The sequence below is a fragment of the Paenibacillus sp. sgz302164 genome, from assembly GCF_056120505.1.
The window spans coordinates 62,035-85,750 of sequence record NZ_JBVYOL010000022.1 but is presented as its reverse complement, the minus strand read 5'-3'; the positions used below and the strand labels follow the sequence as shown (position 1 = coordinate 85,750).

The following is a 23,716-nucleotide window of genomic DNA, read 5'->3' as shown; positions in this document are numbered from 1 at the left end:
GGATATCATATCTTTTTTCCAGGTATAGAAAAAGTAAATAGGGGGAAAAGCCTTTGAAGAGTTTAGGAGGATATCCATAGTATTCCTCGAATAATTAAATCATTGACCTTTGGGTTGTTGAGAATCAGCCATTATAAGTATTTTCGGGAGGTGCTAGGGAAATGAGCCAATTACAGCGATTGACTCCGCTGCTTAAGAGCTTCATGGAGAAAGGCGGACCGGCCGGGTGTGCCTGCACCATCGTACGACGCGGGGAAGTTTTATATCAGGAGAGGTTCGGATATGCTGATTTGGAGAAGAACATAAGGATACAGCCGGATACAATTTACCGGATCTATTCGATGACCAAAGTGGTTACTTGTGTCGCTGCTCTTATGCTATATGAGAAGGGACTGTACTTGCTGAACGATCCGCTGGATGAATATCTGCCAGAATTCAAAAATCCACAAGTGTACCGGTATAATGAACTCGGTACTGTGTCCGTCTCTCCCGCAGCGGCCCCGATACGGGTCAAGGATTTGTTCACTATGTCGTCCGGGCTTACTTATGGCGGCGACGGTACGGAAACTGAAAGGCAGACCCGAAAAATCTTTGAGAACAATGTAGCGACTTTGGACCCCCGGGCGCTGTCCAAAGCACTGGCGGCCATTCCATTGGCTTTCGATCCCGGCACGAGCTGGAAATACGGTACAAGCCACGATGTCTTGGCTGCATTGATTGAAGTGCTGTCCGGTCAAACGTTCGGAGAGTTTCTGCAGAAGGAAATTTTCGAGCCGCTGGGAATGGCAGACACCTCATTCCGGATACAGGAAGAGAAGCGGGAACGCTTATGTGTGATGTACGATCGTTCCGAAGATGGGACGCTGACTCCAAATACCCGCATGGACACTCCTTATCAGCCAGGCTGCCGCCATGAAAGCGGTGGAAGCGGGCTGTTGTCAACGATCGGCGACTATAGCAGGTTTGCGCAAGCGTTGGCAAGAGGGGGCGAACTGGACGGGATTCGGATTGTTAGCCCGAATACGGTTCGATTGATGGGGACCAATCATTTAAGTCCGCGGCAGCTTACAGATTTCAATTGGTCGCATATGAGCGGTTACGGCTATGGTTTAGGGGTCCGTGTCATGATCGATCGGGCAGCCGGCGGCAGCAACGGCTCGATCGGCGAATACGGCTGGGCCGGTTTGGCTGGTTCGTGGTTATTGATCGATCCGGCAGAGGAGTTGTCCGTCGTGTACATGCAACAGATGCTGCCGAGCCTCGAACCCTACATTGTTAACCGGATGCGGGCCGTTGTTTACGGGGCTCTGGAGTAGAGTTACTAAACATTGTTGACTTTTAATCGAATAAACGTTTATCATAAATTTATGAGACATAAAGATATGAATAAGAGCGAAGCGATATTTCAAGCAACGATACAACTTCTGAATGAGATTGGCTTTTCCGATATATCCATGTCAAAGATCGCGAAGCGAGCCAACGTATCCCCGTCGACTATTTATGTTTATTTCGAAAACAAGGAGGACATGCTCGCTAAGCTGTATTTGAATGTTAAACAAAGAATGAGCTCGTGTATGTTTGCGGGAATAGATGAATCTATGCCTGTCAAAGCTGGATTCGAACTAGTGATTCGGAATTATATTAAGTTTATTACTGATCGTACAGAAGATTTTCTATTCCTCGAGCAGTTTAGCAATTCACCGCTTGTTGAGAATTTGAACCTTGAAGATACCAGTCAGATGTTCCAGCCGTACGATAAATTAGTTGAGAAAGGCAGGGAACAGCAGCTGCTCAAAGACTGCGATAACAAGCTGTTGTACGTACATCTTCAACATCCGATAGCAGCATTGGCGAAGCAGCATTTCAAGGGAGAGTTTGAATTTACTGAGAAAAATATGAAGGACTTGGTTCAAATGAGTTGGGATGCGATTAAATCTTAAGCGCGTCCCATTTTATTTTGCCTCATAATGAACGAACATTCTATTATTTTAATAAAAATTGAAAAAGAAGAAATGCTACTGACATACAGTTGTCATTAGCGTGTTTGTATAGTTAGATTAAAATAAACGAAGGCGGATAAGAGCAAAGGGGAGAGGGGGAGCAGCGCTTGAAAAAAACAGAACGTTTGTTAGCGATTGTGTTGGAACTGCAGCGGAGCAATGTGCGGAGAGCGGAGGATTTGGCTGAAACATTTGAGACCAGTGTTAGAACGATCTATCGTGATATTCAGGCGCTTTGTGAGGCCGGCGTACCTATCGTAGGGTCACCCGGAATAGGCTATTCCTTAATCGAGGGCTACTTTCTACCGCCTGTCAGTTTTACTTTGGATGAAGCAGTCACCTTGTTGATCGGCGCTGATTTTATCGAACAGCGCTTTGATCATCATTACATCAGAAATGCTCGGTCTTCGCGGAGGAAAATTGAAGCGATTTTGCCTGGGCCAATCAAGGAGGAAACTGAACGGGTCCGCAGCGGTATCCGCCTTCTCAATACGAAGGAACGGAATGTGGGGCGTGAGAAATTAAACATTGAAACGATCCGCTCCGCCATATTAGATGGAAAAAAAATCCATTTCGGATACCATAAAAGATTGACTGATACCGATGGGAGCCGTGAAACTGCTCGAACAGTTGCACCTTATGGTTTGATACTCGTTGACGGGTCTTGGATGTTAATAGCTCATTGTGACTTGCGCCAGGACCTACGTCATTTCCGAGTCTCGCGGATAAAAGATCCTGTCATCACGGATGAAAGGTTTCAGCTCCCAAGCAGCTTTAATTTGCACGATTATCGGCAAACGGATGACCGCAACGTCAAGATTCGTGTGCTCTTTGATGCAAGCATCGCGGATAAAGTGCAGAACACGGACAACTACTATATGGAGGATGGCGAACTTCATGCGGATGGATACTATGTGAATTATCGCGTACGTCACCCCGAGGAACTGCTGCATTGGATACTCGGATGGGGGGCAGGTGTCGTAGTTATTGAGCCGGAATCGTTCAAAAATCGAGTGAGAGAAGAAATTGAAAAAATGACAAAACGCTACTGACATGATGTTGTCAGTAGCGTTGTTGTATGCTTGGATATATCAAAACGAAAGGAGGTTGCAAGAAATTGATCGATAGAGCAACTGATTTTGTGTTTGATGAGAGCGACATGACTTGTTCCAAGCGGAGTCGTTATTGGATCGGTATAGTCTCTGCATCGCATGTCAACTATGGGGTAGAAGAAGGGATCGCGCAGACTTGCAACGGGAAGGCTGGTTCGCTCGGAAGAATGCGGTCGGGGGATTGGCTCATCTACTACTCCCCGCGAACGGATATGAAGGGAGGAGAATTCCTGCAGGCATTTACGGCTATTGGCCGGGTCGCTGACGATATCGTATATCAATTTAAAATGAGCGACGACTTTATTCCATATCGTCGGAATATGGGTTATTTGCCTTGCCGCACTGTTAAAATCGCCGGTTTGTTGGACAAGCTGACGTTCACCAGAGGGAGACGCAACTGGGGATACTCATTTCGCTTCGGGCAATTCGAAATTAATCGGGAAGATTTCATGACCATAGCGAATGAGATGCTGGGGGCCGGCTGGGAAGAAACAACTTCGGAAGAATCAACGAACTTATTACTTGGAGGGAAACCATAATGAAAACCGTATTGTATATTACTGCTCACCCGCTCGATCAACATGCTTCGTACAGCCTGGCTGTCGGTAAGGAGTTTATCGATACTTATCGCGAAGCGCACCCCGAGGACGAAGTCATCCATCTCGACTTATTTCAAATGGACATCCCGCCCTTGGACGCCGATATCCTAAATGCAAAAGCGAAATTATTTGAATGGAGAAAGTCCGGCTCCGGCACCCCGTTCGATCAGTTGCTGTCTGATGCTGAACGAACAAAGCTCGCCCGGCTTGATGAACTCTGTGATCAATTCATCGCAGCGGATAAATACGTCTTCGTCTCGCCGATGTGGAACCTTACGATCCCGTATGTGCTGAACCATTATATCAATTGTTTTGTTATTCCCGGAAAGACATACCGTTACACCGAGACCGGCCCTGTCGGACTTATAACCGGCAAGAAGGCGATTCACATCCAGGCCAGCGGCGGAGTCTACTCGGAAGGCCCTGCCACATTCATGGAGTTTGGACATAGTTACTTGCGAACAATCTTGCAGTTCGTCGGAGTCACTGATACTCAAAGCATTTTTGTCGAGGGAATGGCAGAAATGCCGGATCGAGCCGGAGTCATCAAGGAAGAGGCTATCGTGAAAGCCCGGGAAGCTGCGAAGAGCTTCTAATACGTTGCAAGAAGCACCACAAAAATAGCTGCAATCCCGGGTTTCTGGGGATATGCAGCTTTTTTTATTCTAAGCCGCTGTCAGCATTTAAATCCCGAGACTTTCTTTCAAGATCTCCAAGCCTTTTTTCAATTTCTCCAAAGAATTTGTAGACGAAAGCGCTATTCTCAAATAATGATCATGCGTACCGGCCCCACTTAAAAAGCGATCGGATTGAAAAACCTGAATTCCTTTGTTCATAAAGTAACTCTCCGTGTGTGTTGCACGAATATGGTTCGATAAGGGAAGCCACCTATAGAAGCTTAATGGATGGCCGGTGTGAAGAGACTGAGGGAAAAACTCTGTAAATATATCGTTAGCACACTGCGCCAGCTCCTTCTTTTTCGCGACAATTGCATTTGCTTTTCCGGATAAAATAAGTTCGGTTATGATCTCGGCATCTAACGAAGAGGTCTTGACATTAATGTTAAAAATCGCCTTCATTATCTTCTCTTTGTATGCATCGCTAAACACCATATATGCCACTCGGAGGCCGGAACAGATGGACTTGGAGGTACTACAAATATAAACGGTTTGTTCTTGGAGAAGTTGAAACATAGGCTGACCATAATCATCCATAACACCGGCTGTCAAAAAGGCATGAATATCGTCTTCAATTAAAATTAAATTATGCTTTCGAATAATGGCAGCTAATTCTTTTTTACGGTTTTCCGGAATCATTACAGTCGTGGGATTAGAACAAGAAGGCATCAAAAATACGCCGTGGACATTCAGTTGAAGGCATTGATTTTCAAGCTCGTCAGGGAGCATTCCGTGCTCGTCACCGGGAACCGGAACTAGCTTAATACGAAACATTTTCGAAATCTCAATAAAGTTTGAATAGGTATAAATATCGACTGCGATCCGTTTTCCCGGTTCAAATAGAGCTAACAACGTAATTGCCAGCGCATTCTGTGCTCCAGAAACGATGGCCATATTTTCTGTGTCCGCATGGATGCCAAAAGCTTTCATCCAATTTTGAGCCGCTACTTTTTGATGTGGAATTCCTGTAGGATCATTGTAATTAAAGAGCAGCTCCAAATAACGTTTCTCCATCACTTTTTTTGCAGCTTCAGCGACAGTCGTATTCGTTTGCTCAAATGATTCGACAAAACCAAGATCAATACATTCATTTGAAATTTTACCTTTTGAAATTGTGATGGAGCGTGCCGCGTTGGGCGAAACAAATGTACCGCTCCCTGTAACAGCATAAATTAAGCCTTTAAGTTCGCATAATTTGTAAGCGCGTGTAATGGTCGTAAAATTTACATCTAAAAAATCGGCCAACTCCCTTTGCGGCGGTAATTTTGTACCGGGAGCTAAAAATCCGTTTGTAATGTCATGTTCCAGTAATAAGGCCAGCGAAAGATAGATCGGACGGTTCAATGCGCCTTTGTCGGGTTTCCACGACATTGGGTAATCAGTAAAGGAGTTTATCGGCATACTGTACCTCGCAAAATTGTAATTCATACAATTATACTATTGATTATGAGCCTGCTTATTTTTGCCGGTTCGATGGAATTCGTTGCTGTCAATCTGCTGCTTGGGGCCTTTCATCCGTTAGGTGCACTGTTCCTCACTTTAGCGGTAAACGCGCGCCATCTTTTTTATGGGATATCCATGCTTGAAAAGTACAGGGGGACCGGGCTGAAAAAGCTCTATCTGATTTTTGGTTTATGCGATGAAACGTTCTCCATCAATTACACAGCAAATATAGCGCAAGAAGTGAATAAAGGATGGTATATGTTCTTCGTCACCGTGCTTAATCATAGCTATTGGGTCCTTGGGGCTACAATTGGCGGGCTGTTTGGTTCGCTAGTGCAAGTAAATATGGAAGGGCTTGAGTTTGTTATGACGGCTCTATTTGTTGTCATCTTTATCGAACAATGGATGAAAGAGACAGCGCATCGCAGCGCGTTATTGGGTCTGGGATTATCGCTTTTATGCCTTTTTATTTTTAATAGCGGCAGCTTTGTCATTCCTTCCATGATCATCATTCTCTTCGTACTTACTTTGATGAGGAAGCAACTGGAGAAGAAACCAGGTGAACGTACATGTCAATGACTTTATTAGAGCAAATGATTACGATTGGAATGGTTGTTTTGGGAACGATGATGACGAGATTTATTCCGTTTATTATTTTTCCTTCAGGCAAGCCTACTCCAAGCTATGTGCAGTATCTCGGCAAAGTATTGCCCTCGGCAGCTTTGGGGCTGCTGGTTGTCTATAGCATTAAAGATGTCAAATTTTTATCCGGCAATTATGGAGCGCCCGAATTGATTTCAATTGCTGTCGTTGTTTTTCTCCATATTTGGAAAAAGAATATGTTTTTATCCATTGCAAGCGGCACTCTATTCTATATGATTTTGGTTCAATTTTTATTTTAGCTGGCTGCTATAGTTAAAAGAGACAAGGAGCAGTTTGCCGCGGCAAGCTGCTTTTTATTTTGTATGCGAAAAATCAGACGGAATTGTGCAAAAGGGGCTGGAATAGGCCGTCTCATGCCAATTGAATTCATAAAATGTACACATTTTGTTCATGATTTGGAATAATATGTTTGAAATAAGTGATTTTATTTTTTTGAAACGTGTCTACATATAGGAGGGGGGAATTTATGAAGGAGAGTGTTTTATGAAAGACGAGGAAGAAATATTTAAAACAATCCAACCTTTTTTCGTCGAGAGATCCATATTCCCGAACCTGTCGAAAAGAGAAAAAGAAATTTTGCTTTACTGGATTTCCGACTATAACTACAAACAAATTAGCAAAATGCTTTATATCAGCGAAAGTACGGTACGCACTCATATTCAAAATATCAATAACAAGCTAAATGCAAACTCCAAGGCTTCAATTACGATCAGTATACTGCTGGAAATAATAAATAATTTCCTTTAGCGATAGTGCCGCAGCTCGATAATACTGCATGTGTAGTATACCGAATTGGCTTTGAAACAGTTATTCTTTAGATAGTCCTTTTCAAATAGACGAAGTTAGGATCGGATACAGAGAGGAATTGATTCCCTGGTTGCCCAGGCGCTTAATTCCTATTTTTCTTATGCACTTTTAAGAGTATTTTCGTCCATCTCTTGATTGATAACAGTATATTTTATGTTAAAAAACATTACATTGAATTCATTCGGGAGCATGAATTCAAAAGCATTCATGTCAGGATTTCTCGAAAAAAATCCAGGGGAATTGCTCTAAAAAACGAATATTAAAAGCTGGATATCATTGAAATATCCGCTTATTTAACGGGTTTTGTTGTAAACACCAACGAGATCGTTATTTTCTTGTTGAAAAATACAGCCCTATGGGTTACATTATTTATATGTTAGATTAATTTACGTAATTTCGAGATCGGAAGTGTTTTTGCTAAATATAAAGAAAAACATAACATCATAAGTGATGTTATAGTCGGAACAGGAGCGTGAATTTCAATGAAGAAGAAAATTGTCTTGGTAGGAAACGGGATGGCTGGAGTCAGCTGTATCGAGCAATTGCTGAAGCTGGCGCCCAGTCAATATCAAATTACTGTTTTTGGGAAAGAGCCGTATCCGAACTATAACCGCATCCTGCTCTCTTCTGTGCTGGCCGGCGACGCAGGTATGAAAGATATCGTCATCAACGACTGGTCCTGGTACGAAGAAAATAACATTACGCTGCATACAGGCCATACCGTTAGTCATATCGATGCGAACCGCAAGCTCGTCAGCACGGACGGCGGAATAACGGTTCCCTACGATGAACTGATTCTTGCGACCGGATCGCTGCCTTTCATGCTTCCGCTCCCCGGCGCGGATAAAGAAGGCGTTATTGCTTTCCGGGATATTAAAGATTGCGAAGCGATGATTGCAGCCGCCAAGCAATACAAGAAAGCGGTCGTCATCGGTGGCGGTTTGCTCGGTCTGGAGGCGGCTCGGGGTTTGCTGAACCTGGGCATGGAAGTGTCGGTCGTTCATATTAATGAATACCTGATGAATCTCCAGCTTGACCGGACCGCTTCACTCTTGCTGCAGCAGGAGCTGGAACGCCAGGGTATGAAGTTCCTGCTTAAGAAAAACAGCGAATCGATCCTTGGGAAAAAGCGCGCGACAGGCCTTCGTTTTACCGACGGGTCGGAAATCGAAACCGATCTGATCGTGATGGCGGTAGGCATTCGTCCGAATACTGCGCTGGCGAAAAACAGCGGTATCGAGATTAACCGGGGCATCGTCGTCAACGATTTCATGGAGACGAACGTCCCTCATATTTACTCCGTCGGCGAATGCGCTGAACATCGCGGGGTCGCTTACGGGCTGGTCGCTCCGCTTTACGAGCAGGGCGCTGTGCTGGCCAAGCGGCTTGCAGGCGTTGAGACAGCCGGCTATCAAGGCTCCGTCGTATCGACGAAGCTGAAGGTGTCGGGCGTGGACGTATTTTCGGCCGGAGAATATGCCGACAAACCGGGTACGCGCGCCGTTCGCGTTCAGGACGATTTCGAAGGGATATATAAGAAAGCCGTCATTCGGGACGGCAAAGTGATCGGCGCCGTCCTGTTCGGCGACATCAGCGACAGCTCCCGCCTGTTTGCCATGATCCGCAACGGCGAGGATGTAACCGGCAAGGAAAAGACGGTGCTTCTTGGCGAAGGAGGCGGCAAGGCGAAATCCGGCGCGGATTTGATTGCGGGGATGAATGACGAGGAGATCGTATGCGGCTGCAACGGCGTATCCAAAGGCGCCATCGTGAAGGCGATCCGGGAGAAGGGCTGTTCCAGCGTCAATGAGATCAAAGCATGCACCAAAGCGTCCGCTTCCTGCGGCGGCTGCAAACCGCTTGTGGCCGATGTGCTCACCTATGTGCTCGGAGCGGACGGCGTAAAGACGGTAAAGGAAGGCATTTGCGGCTGTACGCCGCTGGGGCGCGACGAGGTCGTGGAGGCGATTCGCAGCATGAGATTGACAACCTCGAAAGAAGTCATGAACGTGCTGGAATGGTCGAACGCGGAGGGGTGCTCCAAATGCCGTCCGGCGCTTAACTATTACCTCGGCATGGTATGGCCGGAAGAGCATGAGGATGAAAGAGAGTCCCGGTTCGTGAATGAACGCAATCATGCGAATATTCAGAAGGACGGCACGTACTCGGTTGTGCCGAGAATGTATGGCGGCGTAACGACGCCGAAGGATTTGAAGAAAATCGCGGAAATCGCGGAAAAATACGAAGTGCCGCTCGTTAAAATGACAGGCGGACAGCGAATCGACTTGCTTGGCGTGAAGAAGGAAGACTTGCCCGCCATGTGGGCCGAGCTGGATATGCCTTCAGGCTACGCTTACGGCAAATCGCTTCGCACTGTGAAAACGTGCGTAGGCTCGACATTTTGCCGGTTCGGCACGCAGGATGCCATCGGCATGGGCATACAGCTTGAGAAAAAATACGAGCGGCTGTACACGCCGGCCAAAGTGAAAATGGCTGTCTCGGGTTGCCCGCGCAACTGTGCGGAAGCGACGATCAAGGACTTCGGCGTTGTCGCGATCGACGGCGGTTGGGAACTGCATGTCGGTGGAAACGGCGGGACGAAGCTTCGCGGAACCGACCTGCTGTGCAAAGTCAAGACCGAAGAGGAAGTGCTGGAATGGTCGGGTGCTTACCTGCAGTACTACCGTGAAACCGGGAAGTACAACGAACGGACTTCCGAGTGGGTGGAACGCGTAGGCCTGGATACGATCAAGGCGGCGTTGGAAACGAAAGAAGACCGCGCTAAGCTAGTGGAGCGAATCGAGAAGACGCTGAAATTGATGAAAGATCCATGGAAAGAAATCATTGAGGAGCAATCGCTGCACAAGACGTTCGTACCGCTGGAGGAGCAATCGGCAGAGTCGATTTTGAAATAGAGGAGATGATGGGGATGAAGCGGATCCATATTGGAAATATATCGGAAATCGTTGAAAAAAGGTCGAGAATTGTCCGCATCGGGACGTTGGAAATCGCCGTGTTCAAGCTTTCGGACGGCACTGTCAAGGCTATTGAAAACCGTTGTCCGCACAAAGCGGGCAAGCTGTCCGAAGGCATAGTGTGCGATCACCACGTATTTTGTCCGCTCCATGACTGGAAAATCGATCTGCACGACGGGCTCGTTCAAGCACCCGACGAAGGCTGCGTAACGACCTTCCGGGTGGAGATCGACGCTGCCGGCGGCGAGTTGTATCTTCACATTGCGGAAGAAAGTATCCTGGCCTCCTAGCCTGGAAAAAGGTGCCGAATCATGCGACGAAACGAATCTGCCCTTGCCCTGGGACTTTCGACAATGGCGATGATGGCCTCGTTCGTCATCTGGAGCGTATTTTCTCCGATTGCCGGACAAATTCAAGAAATGTTTCATCTTAGTACGGTTCAAAAAAGCGTATTGATCGCTGCGCCGGTGCTGCTCGGATCGATTCTGCGAATTCCGATGGGGGTTTATACGGATCGTTTTGGAGGCAAACGGGTATTTGCGGCAACGATGCTGTTTCTTGTTATTCCGCTGCTGGCAGCCGGATGGGCGCAATCCTACCTGCTGCTGCTGATCTGCGCGCTGTTTGTCGGGATGGCCGGAACGACGTTCGCCATTTCGCTGACTTATGTTTCGAGGTGGTTTCCCGCCGAGAGGCAAGGTCTAGTGCTCGGATTGGCCGGGCTCGGCAACCTGGGCGGAGCGGCGGCAAGTTATGCGCTGCCTTTTGTGTTTAACAGCTTCGGCTTGCCCTGGGTATTTTGGAGCCTGGCGATCATGATTATAATCGTAACCGCAGTCTTTTGGAGCGGGACGAAGGACTTGCCGGCTCCGGCCCGCGCGAAGACGTTCAAACAATCGATGGCGGTGCTTAAGGAACAATCGACATGGTATTTATCCGTATTTTATTTTTTGACATTCGGCGGTTTTGTAGCTTTCGGGGCGTACTTACCCACGCTGCTTCAAGATTTGTTTCAATTGTCGGCAACAAGCGCCGGTATGAAAACAGCGGGATTCGTCGTCATTGCCACGCTGATCCGCCCGTTGGGCGGATATGCGGCGGACCGCGTCGGGTCGCGTAAAGTTCTGGCGGTTGTGTTTGCGGGAATTATGCTAACCTCGCTTGCTATGGCGGCGACCTTGCAGCAATTTGCCGGGTTCAGCGCCAGCTGCCTGATTGCAGCCGCTTTGCTTGGTATAGGGAATGGTGCCGTGTTTAAAATGGTGCCGGAGGCAGCGCCTTTCAATACGGGGGCGGTAACCGGAATCGTCGGCGCAGCGGGAGGTATAGGCGGATTTTTCCCGCCGATCGCCCTCGGTTTCATTAAAGATTGGTCCGGCTCCTACACGCTGGGGTTTGTGCTGCTTATGCTCTTTGCCTTAGGTTGCCTTTGGATGAACCGTGCGACGATTCGCATGAATACGGCCAAACCGGGTGCGGCGGCTTGAGCGGGGCGAAAAGCGGCGATGGGAATGAGTCGTCTTCAGTCTGGGATGTGGAGGTCAAGCAGACATGGGGAAACAAAAGCTTGTTGTAATAGGCAATGGCATGGCCGGCGTGCGCTGCGTGGAAGAAATTCTGGGGCTCGCTCCGGAGCGGTTCGAGATCGTCATCTTCGGCGGCGAGCCGCATCCGAATTATAACCGGATTATGCTGTCCAAGGTGCTTCAAGGCGACACGACCGTGAAGGACATTACCATCAATGACTGGCAGTGGTACCTGGATAACGGCATAACGCTTTATGCGGGCGACCCCGTTATTCACATCGATAAAGCGAAACGCGTCGTGATCAGCCGGGAAGGGCGTACGGTTCCGTACGATCAATTGATTCTGGCTACGGGCTCTTCGCCGTTCATGCTTCCGCTGCCTGGAGCCGACAAACCGGGAGTTACCGCTTTTCGGGATATTAACGATTGCAACACGATGATGGAAACCGCCAAGTCGTATAAAAAGGCTGTCGTCATCGGCGGCGGTTTGCTCGGCCTGGAAGCGGCCCGCGGATTGTTGAACCTGGGCATGGACGTTCACGTCGTGCACCTTAACGGTTTTTTGATGGAACGGCAGCTGGACGCTGCGGCGGCGAACATGTTAAAAAAAGATCTGGAAAAGCAGGGGATGCGGTTTCTGCTTGAAAAACAGACGGAGAGAATTATCGGGAAAAAACGGGTGGAAGGTCTCCAATTCAAGGACGGAAGCAAAGTAGAAGCGGATCTGGTCGTTATCGCGGTCGGCGTGCGCCCGAACATCAGGCTGGCGGCAGACAGCGGAATAGAGACGAACCGTGCGATCGTCGTCAACGATTATATGGAAACGAATGTGCCGGGTATTTATGCGGTCGGAGAATGCGCGGAGCATCGCGGGACGGTCTACGGTCTCGTAGCGCCGTTATACGAGCAGGGCAAAGTTCTGGCTAGAACAATCTGCGGCATCGGCGGCGAAGGCTACCACGGTTCGATCCTGTATTCGCAGTTGAAAGTATCCGGCGTGGAGGTATTTTCTGCGGGAGATATCCGTGATTCGGACATCGATACTTCCCTGAAAGTGTATGACGGCATTCGGCATACGTACAAAAAGGTTTCAGTCCGCAACAACAAAATTGTCGGCGCTGTATTGTACGGCGACGCCAGCGAGGGCAACAAGCTGCTAGGCTATATCAAGCAGCAGGCGGATGTGTCCGTGCTGGACGAAGAAGAGGCGAAGGGAAGCGGCGCGGATGAGGCATATGCAGCTTCGCTGGCGCTGAACGCGACCGTGTGCTCCTGCAACGGCGTATCGAAGGGCGCGATTCTGGAGGCGGTCCGCGAGCAAGGCTGCGAAAGTGTCGAAGACGTTCGCGCTTGTACACGGGCATCGAGCACATGCGGCGGCTGCAAGCCGCTTGTGTCCGCGATGCTCGGGCTTGCGCTGCAGAGCAAGGCAGCGCCGAAGGAAACGGTGTGCGGCTGCACCGGCTGCACCCATGACGAACTGCGCGAGGCTGTCCGCGCAGGCGGGTTTGCGACAGCGCGGGAAGCGATGACCGCGCTGGGCTGGAGCAAGCCGGCCGGCTGCGCAGTTTGCCGGCCGGCCTTGCGGTATTATGTCGGCCAGGCACTGGCGGCCGACATCGAAGCCGGAGCGGCCGCGGCGGCTCCGGGGGCGGGCTTGCTCGCCGACGGCACGTACGGCGTCACGCCGCGCATGTACGGCGGCGTCACGACCGCCGAACAGCTAAGGCGGATTGCGGATGTGATCGACAAGTACAACATCCCGTTAGTGAAGCTGAGCGGCGGCGCGCATCTGGACCTGCTGGGCATCGACGCCGGGTATATCGGTTCGGTTGGCATGGAGCTCGGTCAGCCGCTTGAGGCAGCTCCTGTCTACGGCAAAACGATCGCCTCTGTGGCCACATGCGCCGGTATCGGCTACGATCCCGGCGCGCTGCAGGACTCCGTCCGGCTGGGGGCCCGTCTCGAACGCCGATTGGAGCATCTGCAAATGCCGGCGCAAGCAGCTGTGGCCGTCTCGGCAAGCCCATTGCACCGGGCGGGGACGCTTGGCAAAGATCTGGGTATTGTCGGCGTGCCGGGAGGCTGGGAGATCTACGTTGGCGGCAGTTCCGGCGCGAAGTTCCGTAAGGGAGAGCTGCTGACGGTGGAATCTTCGGAGGATACGGTGCTGGAAATATCGGCCGCATTTTTGCAGTGGTACCGCGAAGAGGCGAAGTACGGCGAAACGACAGGACAATGGGTGGAACGCCTCGGCATCACGAAGCTGCGGGAAGGTTTGTTTCATCTGCTATTCCGGGCGGAATTGATAGCGAGAATGAACGCAGAGCGGCAACGGACGGAGCAACGGCAAGTAAATCTGCAGCCGACGGCTGCTTTGATAAGGTGAGCTGAGTGCATATGAGTCAGTTGGCAGAGCAAGAACAAGCCGGGAACGGTTTTCTCCATGTGATGGATACACAATGCCCTTTTTGCAGCGTTCAATGCAAGATGCAGGTGATCGAGGAAAGGGGCCGGGCGGAGGGGCGTCCGACCTATACAGTCGTTCCGAAGCCGAATCTAGCTTCGGAAGGACGGCTCTGCATCAAAGGCATGAACGCGTACCAGCACGTGCTGACCGGCGAACGCATCCTGCATCCGCTGATGAAGAAGGATGGCCGGTTCGTCCGCGTATCGTGGGAAGAAGCTTATGAACGGATAGCGGCAACGTTCGAGGAGCTTCGCGGACAATACGGGAACCATACTGTCGGCCTTTACGGCGGTGGCTCGTTAACGAATGAAACCGCCTATTTGCTGGGCAAGTTCGCACGCGTGGCTCTGCAGACGAAGTACATCGACTATAACGGCAGATTTTGCATGTCGTCGGCTGCTTCCGCGGGCGTTAAGGTGTTCGGGATTGATCGCGGCTTAACGAACCAACTGTCGGATATCGAGCTTGCCGATTGCATCATCCTGGCCGGGACGAATATCGCGGAGTGCCAGCCGACGCTCATGCCCTATTTTACAAGGGCTAAAGAGAAGAAAGCCTACATCATTGCGATCGATCCAAGGGAAACCGGCACGACCCGTATCGCCGATCTGCATTTGCGGGTGAAGCCGGGGATGGATGCGGCGTTGGCTAACGGTATGCTGAAGGTTGTAATGGAAGAGGGGCTGGTCGATTCGGCATTCGTCCGGCAGCGCACGAAAGGATTTGCCGAGCTGCAAGCGCATCTGGATTCGCTCGATATGGCGGAGATTGCCGGGTTAACCGGAGTTCCGGCCGAACTGATCCGCAAAGCGGCGCTGGCTTACGGCAAGGCGGCGACAGGCATGGTTTTCACGGCAAGAGGGGTGGAACAGCAGACGGACGGGCATATGGCGGTTCGCAACTTTCTTAATCTCGTGCTGTTGACCGGCAAAATCGGCAAGCCGGGCTGCGGCTACGGCGCCGTCACCGGCCAAGGGAACGGGCAGGGCGGCAGGGAGCACGGGCAAAAGGCCGACCAGCTTCCGGGCTACCGGCTGATCGAGAACCCCGAAGATCGCGCCTATGTCGCGGGCGTATGGGGGATTGACCCGGACGAACTTCCAGGCAAGGGTGTCTCCGCTTACGAAATGATGGAGAAGGTGTACGAGCAGGAGATTCGCGCTTTGTTCGTGATGGGCTCCAATCCGATCGTATCCAGCCCAAATGCCAATTTCGTAGAAGAAGGACTGAAGAAACTCGATTTCCTTGTCGTTGCCGACTTCCTCATGTCCGAGACGGCACAGTTGGCCGATCTGGTCTTGCCGGTATCCGCGTATTTGGAAAATGCGGGAACGTTGACCAACCTCGAAGGACGCGTACTGCTCAGGGAAGCCGGCCGTGAGACGCCGGGCGAAGTCAAGCATGACTGGCAGGTCCTTTGCGATTTGGCGGAAAGGTTCGGGCGAGGCCGGTATTTCGGCTTTGCCGGGGTTGAGGATATTTTTAACGAGCTTCGTTTGGCCAGCCGTGGCGGTACGGCGGACTACTACGGCATCACGTACGAACGCTTGCGGAAGGAAGAGGGTGTGTACTGGCCTTGTCCGGAGCCGGGCCATCCGGGGGCAAGACGGTTGTTTGAAGCGTCATTCCCGCTGCCGGACGGCAGGGCGCTGCTGACTGCTGTGGACAATCATTTGCCGAAGGAGCAGGTCAGCGAAGAGTTCCCGCTGTATTTGACGACCGGCCGTGTCGTTGCTCACTATTTGACCGGCGTGCAAACGAGAAAAAGCCATTCCCTGGCTGCGCAGGATGTGGAATCTTTCGTGGCAATTCATCCGAAAACCGCGAAGAAACACCGGATCGAAGACGCATCGCTTGTGAAGCTGGAGTCCAAACGCGGAGCTATCTATGTGCGAAGCCGGTACAGCAGCGATATCCGCGAAGACACGGTATTCGTGCCGATGCATTGGAGCGGTACGCAGAACGTCAACAAAATTACGCATGATGAGCTCGATCCGACCTGCAAAATGCCGGGATTTAAGGTATGTGCGGTAAAGGTGAGCCCGTTGGTTGCGGAATACGGGTAATCATATTGAAACCTGCAGCCTCTCTCAAGGATTGGTAATCAGTCAAGTTATCTTGACGATTTCCGATCCTTTTTTGCATGGACGGCAAGTATCGGTTTACAGGAAGGCCATGATAGTTTATTTTTGGGCATATACGCGAAAGAATCTCATTTGCTACGATAATTATGATAAGTGAAGCAGAATGAGAGAGAGGGGAAGTATATGAAGAGACACAAGTTGGCTTCGATGATGACGAGTCTTATCCTGGCAAGCGCGGTTGCAGCGGGCTGCGGCTCAAATACGGGAAGTCAGCCATCACCGACTCCGCAAGGACAAGAAACTGCCCCAAGAGCGGCGAACGGCAAGTTTGAACCGCCCGTTACAATCACAACGGCCCGTGTCGTTGGATCGGACTACGTATTTATCAATGGCGAGACAATCGCGAATAATGTTCATAACAAGTGGGCTAAAGAGAAATTAGGCATTGAGATCAAGGACCTGTGGGATACGCCGGATAATGCGGCATACCATACGAAAATCAGGCTTTCGCTGACTTCGCAAAATCAGCTTCCCGACGTGTTCATCGTGCAGGATCCGAATCTGATTGCCGATCTTATGCAATCCGGAAAAGTGATGGACATCCAGCAGGCTTTTGACCAATATGCATCGGAGCGGATTAAGAAGCTTTATTCGGATAACAAAACTGCGCTAAATCAGGTGAAAGAAAAAGGCAAGCTGCTCGGATTGCCGATTTTCTCCGCAGGCGACGGAACGAATCCCGTGATGTGGGTCCGGCAGGATTGGCTGGATCGCCTGAATTTGAAAGCGCCTACGACGATCGAAGAGTTTGAAAAGGTGATGGACGCTTTTACGAACCAAGACCCTGACGGTAACGGCAAGAAGGATACCTTCGGGTTCAGTTTTTCGTCCAAGAACGCATTCGCGAACTGGATGTCGGATGCCAGCTTCGTTTTCGGCGCCTACACGGGGAAATTCCTTCCTGGAGCCTGGCAGAAAGCGAGCGACGGGACGCTCAAATACGGCTCGGTTCAACCGGGTATCAAAGACGCTTTGGGGAAACTGCGGTCGTGGTATGAAAAAGGATATCTCGATCCGGAATTAGCTGCTCTTGATGAAATGAAAGCGACCGAAAGCTTTATTCAAGGTAAATCGGGGATCATCGCAGCGCCGTTTTGGGCGAATGGCTGGCCGCTCGGCGATGTCGCCAAGAGCAATCCGGGCGCGGTTGTCAGAGCCTATCCTCTGCCTGTCGGACCGAACGGCCTGACGGCGCGCTTCACCGGTGCGATCAACGAAAATAAAGTCATGATGTTCAACAAAGACTTTAAGCACATGGACGCCTTTTTCCTGTATATGGACGAAATTTATGACAGCCAATTTGGAACCGGCGACTTTAAAAACGGTTTCTTTGAGGGATACGACTATGCGATCGTAAACGGGGAACCTGTGTATGATCCGAAAAAGTTTCCAAAGCCGCTCGAAAAAGCCGCAACTTCAAGCAAGTATAATTTGTTCTGGAACGTGCCGAGGATTCCTTTCATGGAATCGAAGGATTGGGACTATATTTTCCAGGGGAACAAGCCGGAGACCGCAGCGCAAAAGGGAATTGCCGTGGCGGACAAGGAGCAGATTCGCGCCGGGTCGCTCAACTACCAGATGAGAAACAGCAATGCGCCGGGAGAATTCCTGGGAGCTCCGACGGAAACGCAGCGAAGCAAAGGCGAGAACTTGAAAACGATGGAGCTGGAGACTTTCGCCAAAATCATTTACGGCAAAGAGCCGCTGGATAAATTCGATACGTTCGTCGCGGATTGGAAAAGTAAAGGCGGGACTCAAATCGAAAAAGAAGTCAACGATTGGTACAAAAGCGTGAATCAATGAGAACGAGGGGCCTCGGGTATGAGGCTCTCTTCTTTTTTAGCGAATATGTTACTGATTCCGATATCCTTGCGGGGTGTGATGGTAGTACTCTTTAAACAAGCGGATGAAGTACTGCGTTTTCAGGTATCCGACTTCCTGGGCGATATCCGACACTTTTTTATTCGTTTGGGTCAGCAATCGGGCTGCTTTCTCCATTCTGATACGGGTAATATAGGCGGAAATGCTTTCGCCGGTTTCCTTTTTGTACAAACGAGACAAATATACCGGATGCAGATAAACGTGCTGGCCTATTTTGGTCAGGCTGACATCCTCATGCAGATACGTTTGAATAAATTCCTGAATTTGACGGATGATATGGCTTCGGCCGGTTATGGAATCGTTGAGCGTTCGTCTGAACTGTTCGATTAACGGGAGCGCCCAATCCCTGATCTGTTCGACAGAGTGAAAATAATAGGGGTTGGAAATCAAGGAGAGGCTGCCGATCATGTCGTTCAAAGGGTCCCCTTGCTTATTTGCCATGTAAGTGAAGCAGGCGTACAAGTAGTTAACGGCCTCGACGATGTGATATTGTGTCCGAAAAGGCGGTTCGTTCAGTTCTTGCAGAATGCTGTGAAACTTCTCCATCACTTCATCCCACCGGTTCGTTTCCATCCCTAGCAGGAGAGTCGGTGCTTCATAAAGCTTCGTTAACGGTTTATACTCCGGTTTGCCGCTTAACGCGCCATTATGTAAAATAACGCCTTCCTGAAATCCGATCCGCCACCCAAAATCGTTCACAGCTTGCAAATACGAACTGTTTATGTGAGTCCTAAGGGGAAACGGCTCCGTGAACAGCACGGAAATATGTCTCTTTAAAAAAGTCCGGACAGCTTGATACAGCTCGGCGATCCGCTCCTCCCGCATGTCCCGTTCGCCCAAGGCAGCCGCGGAAAGGACAATGGAAATAAACTGATACGAGTCTTTGCACCACCAGAGGGAGGAGCCCGCTTGAATGTCCCGGAACAAAATTTCCTCCGCTATGTTCAGCAGCGCGTAAGAAAAAAGCTCGATATCCTCCCGCGATTCGTTAGGATACGTTTGCAGACGAATGAGGAGCAGCGTACAGTCATCGTTTGGATGCAAGGGCAAATCCAAGGCTTTCATTTGCTGTCTCAGCTCTTCTTCTGCATATTGTTTGCCAAGCAGCAGGTCAAGCAGTAGATGCTCCTTCATCCGGGTGTTCCCCAGTCTGATGACCGCTTCGGCTTTGTTCACCTCCTGTGTCCGCTTGTTTTCCGCCTGGATTTGCGCCATCACTTTGCGAACGGCTGCGGCAACCTCGTCGCCTGTGACCGGTTTTAGCAAATAGTCGGCGGCACCGTTTTGCAGCGCTCTTTTGGCATAATCAAACTCCGAATATCCGGACAGCAGAATGACTTTCGTATCGGGGTGCCGGTTGTGAATCGTTTCCAGCAAATCCAGGCCGCTTTTTTCGGGCATCCGGATATCCGTAACGAGCAGCGGGATCTGATATTTCATGACAATGTCGAGCGCTTCATCCGTCGAGCTTGCCCGGTATACATCCGCAATCCCGCACTGTGCCCATTCCACACTTTCCTGCAAGTAATCAAGCACATATTCCTCATCATCCACCAACAATACGTTCATAAGGGATAACCTCCTGTCTCATCGAGGGGATCTTAATGGTAACGCTGAAGCCTCCCCATGAATTGTTAGCAAAATGCAAGCCCGATTTCGGACCGAACTTGTTCGTAAGCCGATGATGAATGTTCCATAAACCGCAGCCGATCTCTTCCGAATTGCGCTGATGATATACCTGTACCGCCAGTTCGCGAATGGCTTGTTCCGACATGCCTGCGCCGTCGTCTTCGACGGTAATGGTGTAGTCGTCATGACTCCAGGAGCCGCGAATGCGAATGATTCCGGATTCTCTTTTGCTCTCCAGTCCATGTACGACGGCATTCTCGACCAGCGGTTGAAGCAGAAGGGTCGGAACGGATAACTCCAGCATCGACGGCAAAATGTCGATTTCGTAAGTCAGCCGCTTGTTTCTGAGCGATTGGACTTGCAGATAGCTATCGACAAGACTTATTTCGTCTGCCAGCGTAGAATCCGTTCCGGCTTTGCGGGTAATGAAGCGATAAAACTGGGCCAGGTTTTTGGCCATGGAAGTGACGGCTTCCGGAGATTTATGCGCCATACTCACAATATAAAACATGCAGTTGTAAAGAAAATGAGGATTGATTTGCGACTGCAAATGCTTGTATTCCGCTTCGCGCGTTCGAACCCGCTCCTCATACACATTTTCGATCAGAGCTTGAATCCGCGATGCCATTTCGTTAAATTTGGCAAATAAATAATCAAATTCGTTGTTTGTTTTGACGGCCGCTCTGCTGTTATAATCGCCTGAACCCAGGCTCTCGATTTTGCGGACCATGTAGCCGAACGGAATCCGAAAGTGCCGGTAAAGCAAATAGGACATGACTACGCCGGAAACAAAGAGCAGGAGCAGGCTAGTATTCACGAGCTGCTTTACCTTCTTGAGAGGATTCAAAAATTCGTTCAACTGAATGCAGCTGACAAGCATACCGTCCAAAGAAGGAATACGGATCGTTTGCACCATGTATTCCGTACCGTCTATCTTGAGAATGGAGAACTGCGGCCTTGCGGCGGAAGCATCGTCATGGAGCGCATCTACCTGATTCAACAGCGATAAGAACTTCCCGTTAATCGTCTGATTGGCAATTGTCGTGGAATCGGACAAATAGATGAAAGACGTTCCGTTACCCGACGCATCAAGACCCTTGAGAACCGACTTCAAATAGTCGCCTGGAATGGAAGTTTCAACAATGGAGGTTACATGGCTCAAATCCGAATTTGAAGTATACGGATTCGTGAACAGCAAATGGAACGAAGCCGTTCCTTGCTCATCTTTGCGGATGAACCACTTGTTTTTCGGCGCGGAGACCAGTTGGGCGTCATCGTAGGCAAACTTCCCTTGGGTGGAAAGCGCTTCCTTAATATGCGGCCAGTAAACGCTTATATCGTGATTGAGCGAACCCGCCTGGCTTTGGAGAATCAGCTTTTCCTCGACATATTTCCGCATCAGCAAATGGTCGACATACTCGGGGAAATCCCACGAGCTCGAATATGCCTTGATGCTGGAATCGTTCACGAGCAGCTGCGTCTGCGTTTCGAGCTGTCTTATGGACTGCTCGAGCTGAAGCATCGTGAACTCCAGCTGTTTGGCAGCCGAATTTTCAAGCGTTTCCCGGACCAAGTCCTCGCCGGCTTTGTTGGAATAATAGAAAAGCAAGGTAGCCGGAAGGAGCAGGACGACCAGCATGATCAGCATGTTGCGGAATATTTTATATTTTACCATGTGTTCACCGCCTGGAGAATAATCGTGGGCAAGAGGTTATGGCAAGGGACATAGAAGTTAAGAACGTGCCATAGGTAGCGAAAGATCGCGTTGATATAATAGTAGCAGAAGCAGTCGAAAGTGCAATGACTTGGTTGCGGGAAGGGGAAAACATATGAAAAGCACTCAGGATGCTATTGTTCTAGGCAAAATATCCTCAAGTTCAACGAAGAGCAAATGGATCCGCGGATTGAAAAAAACATGGCCGCTTCACCTGTTGATATTTCCGGCGTTAGTGATCGCCGTCATCTTTCACTACATTCCAATCGGCGGGCTTGTGATGGCATTTCAGAACTATAAGCCTTGGCTCGGTTTTTTTAAATCCGAATGGGTCGGCTTCAAGCATTTTCATTCTTTGTTTATGTTTGAAGAATCTGCTCAAGTCATATGGAATACGCTAATTATTTCCGTATTGAAAATTGGTTTCGGAACGCTCGTGCCGATCGTATTTGCTTTACTGCTGAATGAGGTGCGAAAAAGCGGGCTCAAACGGAGTATTCAAACTTTGGTCTATTTGCCCCACTTTTTGTCATGGGTCATTCTCGGAGGGATTTTGCTCGACCTGCTGTCGGTCAAAGGCGGGCTTGTGAACCGGATGCTGTCGGCCGTATTCGGCACGAAGCCTGTTTTCTTTTTGGGTGACGGGGATTGGTTCCGCTTTGTCGTGGTTGTAAGCGATATTTGGAAGGAATTCGGGTTCGGTATGATCATTTACTTGGCTGCTATAACGGCAGTGAATCCCTCTTTGTATGAAGCTGCTGAAGTGGACGGTGCGACGAGGCTGCAGCAGACCTTGCATGTGACACTGCCTGCCATGATGCCGATTATTGTCGTTGTCGCTACGCTGCAGCTCGGGAACGTGTTGAATGCGGGGTTTGATCAAATTTTCAACTTGTACAACCCGCTCGTGTATAACAAAGGGGACGTGATCGATACCTTCGTTTACAGGTCGGCTATGCTCAAGGGGGATTTCAGTTTCGCGACGGCAGTCGGGTTGTTCAAATCGGTAACCAGTCTCGTTCTGATTGTCATCTCGTACAGGCTGGCCTATAAATTTGCCAATTATCGGATTTTTTAGTTGAAAAAAGGGGGTGTCGCGACAGATGTACCATAAAACGACAGCTTATCGATGGTTTAATGCCGTGAACCAACTGTTTCTCATCGGTATATCGCTGCTGTGCATACTGCCGCTTATACATGTACTGGCTGTTTCTTTTAGCGGCAAAGCTGCGGCAACCGCCAATATGATCAACCTATGGCCGGTCGACTTTACGCTGGAGTCCTATATGAAGACGTTGAACAACCCGAATTTTGTCCAATCGCTGCTTTATTCGGTGTACCGGGCCGTCCTGGGTACCGGGATCGGCATGGCCGTTACTGTATTGGCAGGCTGCGCATTATCGAAAACGTATACGGAATTTAAAAGCCGGAATGCTTATATGTGGTTTTTCGTATTTACGATGCTGTTTTCCGGCGGGCTGGTTCCCAGCTACATTCTTATAACGAATCTTGGCTTGATCAATACGATATGGGCGCTTGTCTTGCCTTCGGCGCTAAGCGTTTATAATATGATTCTGCTGATGAATTTTTTTCGAACGATACCTGCCGAACTGGAGGAAGCCGCGCTCATGGACGGGGCGGGGATCATCCGAATTTTGTTCAAGATCCATTTGCCGATCTCGACACCGGCGCTTGCGACGATTACGCTGTTCACGCTGGTGTTTCATTGGAACTCCTGGTTCGACGGGTTAATTTATATGATGGACACGGATAAATATCCGCTGGCGACCTTCCTTCAAACGATCGTCGTACAGCAGGATTTCAGCAAGATAAGCATTGATCCCAAGGATTTGGAAAATTTATCCCAGCGCACCGTGAAATCGGCGCAAATCTTTATCGGGGCGCTGCCCATTCTGCTTATTTATCCGTTTTTGCAAAAGTTTTTTATAAAAGGCATCGTGGTCGGAGCTGTGAAAGAGTGACGTTAGCATAATAAAAAAGCGGCAGTCCGGGATTGTATCCTACGTCCCTCTCTGCCGCTATTTTTTGCAACCGGGAAATCTTCCGGCTATGGGG

At 49.8% G+C, this 23,716-nt stretch carries 18 protein-coding genes and 1 pseudogene; 16 read left to right on the top strand and 3 right to left on the bottom strand.

Going from position 1 to position 23,716, the window contains the following annotated elements:
* Positions 1–161: 161 nt before the first annotated feature.
* The 5 genes from AC0LWT_RS29260 (at position 162) to AC0LWT_RS29240 (ending at position 4,307) form a co-directional block, all read left to right on the top strand.
* Positions 162–1,316: a serine hydrolase domain-containing protein gene (locus AC0LWT_RS29260; RefSeq protein ID WP_474684827.1), complete on the top strand. Its 1,155-nt coding sequence runs from the start codon at positions 162–164 to the stop codon at positions 1,314–1,316.
* Between the two features lie 66 nt (positions 1,317–1,382).
* Complete coding sequence (locus AC0LWT_RS29255; protein WP_474684826.1) at positions 1,383–1,940, top strand: TetR/AcrR family transcriptional regulator; 558 nt, start codon at positions 1,383–1,385, stop codon at positions 1,938–1,940.
* A 167-nt stretch (positions 1,941–2,107) separates the two neighbouring features.
* Entirely contained in the window at positions 2,108–3,052 is a 945-nt protein-coding gene (locus AC0LWT_RS29250; RefSeq protein ID WP_474684825.1) for a helix-turn-helix transcriptional regulator, read from the top strand.
* 107 nt (positions 3,053–3,159) lie between these two features.
* Positions 3,160–3,651: an EVE domain-containing protein gene (locus tag AC0LWT_RS29245; protein WP_474684865.1), complete on the top strand. Its 492-nt coding sequence runs from the start codon at positions 3,160–3,162 to the stop codon at positions 3,649–3,651.
* Positions 3,651–4,307: an FMN-dependent NADH-azoreductase gene (locus AC0LWT_RS29240; RefSeq protein ID WP_474684824.1), complete on the top strand. Its 657-nt coding sequence runs from the start codon at positions 3,651–3,653 to the stop codon at positions 4,305–4,307. Before AC0LWT_RS29245 ends, AC0LWT_RS29240 begins: the two co-directional genes overlap by 1 nt.
* 87 nt (positions 4,308–4,394) lie before the next feature.
* Here AC0LWT_RS29240 and AC0LWT_RS29235 read toward each other — a convergent pair whose 3' ends face one another.
* Positions 4,395–5,789: an aminotransferase-like domain-containing protein gene (locus AC0LWT_RS29235; RefSeq protein ID WP_474684823.1), complete on the bottom strand. Its 1,395-nt coding sequence runs from the start codon at positions 5,787–5,789 to the stop codon at positions 4,395–4,397.
* Between the two features lie 36 nt (positions 5,790–5,825).
* Between AC0LWT_RS29235 and AC0LWT_RS29230 the strand changes: the two are divergent.
* From AC0LWT_RS29230 to AC0LWT_RS29190, 9 genes and pseudogenes are all read left to right on the top strand, one after another.
* Positions 5,826–6,410: pseudogene (locus AC0LWT_RS29230) on the top strand (AzlC family ABC transporter permease); the annotation flags it as partial.
* A complete protein-coding gene (locus AC0LWT_RS29225) occupies positions 6,401–6,733 on the top strand; it encodes a branched-chain amino acid transporter permease (RefSeq protein WP_474684822.1) in 333 nt (110 codons plus the stop codon). The pseudogene AC0LWT_RS29230 and the gene AC0LWT_RS29225, both read left to right, overlap by 10 nt.
* A 244-nt stretch (positions 6,734–6,977) precedes the next feature.
* The gene (locus AC0LWT_RS29220; protein ID WP_474684821.1) at positions 6,978–7,241 is read left to right on the top strand and encodes a helix-turn-helix transcriptional regulator; all 264 of its coding nucleotides are present in this window, start codon (positions 6,978–6,980) and stop codon (positions 7,239–7,241) included.
* Positions 7,242–7,783: 542 nt separating this feature from the next.
* Positions 7,784–10,216, top strand: coding sequence for a nitrite reductase large subunit NirB (gene nirB, locus AC0LWT_RS29215; RefSeq protein WP_474684820.1), 2,433 nt, complete (start codon positions 7,784–7,786; stop codon positions 10,214–10,216).
* 14 nt (positions 10,217–10,230) lie between these two features.
* The gene (nirD, locus tag AC0LWT_RS29210; protein ID WP_474684819.1) at positions 10,231–10,566 is read left to right on the top strand and encodes a nitrite reductase small subunit NirD; all 336 of its coding nucleotides are present in this window, start codon (positions 10,231–10,233) and stop codon (positions 10,564–10,566) included.
* A gap of 21 nt (positions 10,567–10,587) precedes the next feature.
* Positions 10,588–11,763, top strand: coding sequence for an MFS transporter (locus AC0LWT_RS29205; RefSeq protein ID WP_474684818.1), 1,176 nt, complete (start codon positions 10,588–10,590; stop codon positions 11,761–11,763).
* A gap of 64 nt (positions 11,764–11,827) precedes the next feature.
* On the top strand, positions 11,828–14,191 hold the full coding sequence (nirB, locus tag AC0LWT_RS29200) for a nitrite reductase large subunit NirB (RefSeq protein ID WP_474684817.1): 2,364 nt from the start codon (positions 11,828–11,830) through the stop codon (positions 14,189–14,191).
* Positions 14,192–14,202: 11 nt separating this feature from the next.
* On the top strand, positions 14,203–16,338 hold the full coding sequence (gene nasC / locus AC0LWT_RS29195; protein ID WP_474684816.1) for an assimilatory nitrate reductase catalytic subunit NasC: 2,136 nt from the start codon (positions 14,203–14,205) through the stop codon (positions 16,336–16,338).
* Positions 16,339–16,539: 201 nt separating this feature from the next.
* On the top strand, positions 16,540–18,219 hold the full coding sequence (locus tag AC0LWT_RS29190; RefSeq protein WP_474684815.1) for an extracellular solute-binding protein: 1,680 nt from the start codon (positions 16,540–16,542) through the stop codon (positions 18,217–18,219).
* A 48-nt stretch (positions 18,220–18,267) separates the two neighbouring features.
* On the opposite strand, the gene AC0LWT_RS29185 is transcribed toward AC0LWT_RS29190, so the two are convergent.
* Together AC0LWT_RS29185 and AC0LWT_RS29180 are read right to left on the bottom strand one after the other, a co-directional pair.
* A complete protein-coding gene (locus tag AC0LWT_RS29185) occupies positions 18,268–19,866 on the bottom strand; it encodes a response regulator (protein ID WP_474684814.1) in 1,599 nt (532 codons plus the stop codon).
* Complete coding sequence (locus AC0LWT_RS29180) at positions 19,844–21,601, bottom strand: cache domain-containing sensor histidine kinase (protein ID WP_474684813.1); 1,758 nt, start codon at positions 21,599–21,601, stop codon at positions 19,844–19,846. The genes AC0LWT_RS29185 and AC0LWT_RS29180 overlap by 23 nt, the downstream gene beginning before the upstream one ends.
* A 154-nt stretch (positions 21,602–21,755) precedes the next feature.
* On the opposite strand from AC0LWT_RS29180, the gene AC0LWT_RS29175 reads away from it, so the two are divergent.
* Positions 21,756–22,718, top strand: a complete 963-nt coding sequence (locus AC0LWT_RS29175) for an ABC transporter permease (RefSeq protein WP_474684812.1) — start codon at positions 21,756–21,758, stop codon at positions 22,716–22,718.
* Between the two features lie 25 nt (positions 22,719–22,743).
* Complete coding sequence (locus AC0LWT_RS29170) at positions 22,744–23,622, top strand: carbohydrate ABC transporter permease (RefSeq protein WP_474684811.1); 879 nt, start codon at positions 22,744–22,746, stop codon at positions 23,620–23,622.
* Positions 23,623–23,716: the final 94 nt, after the last annotated feature.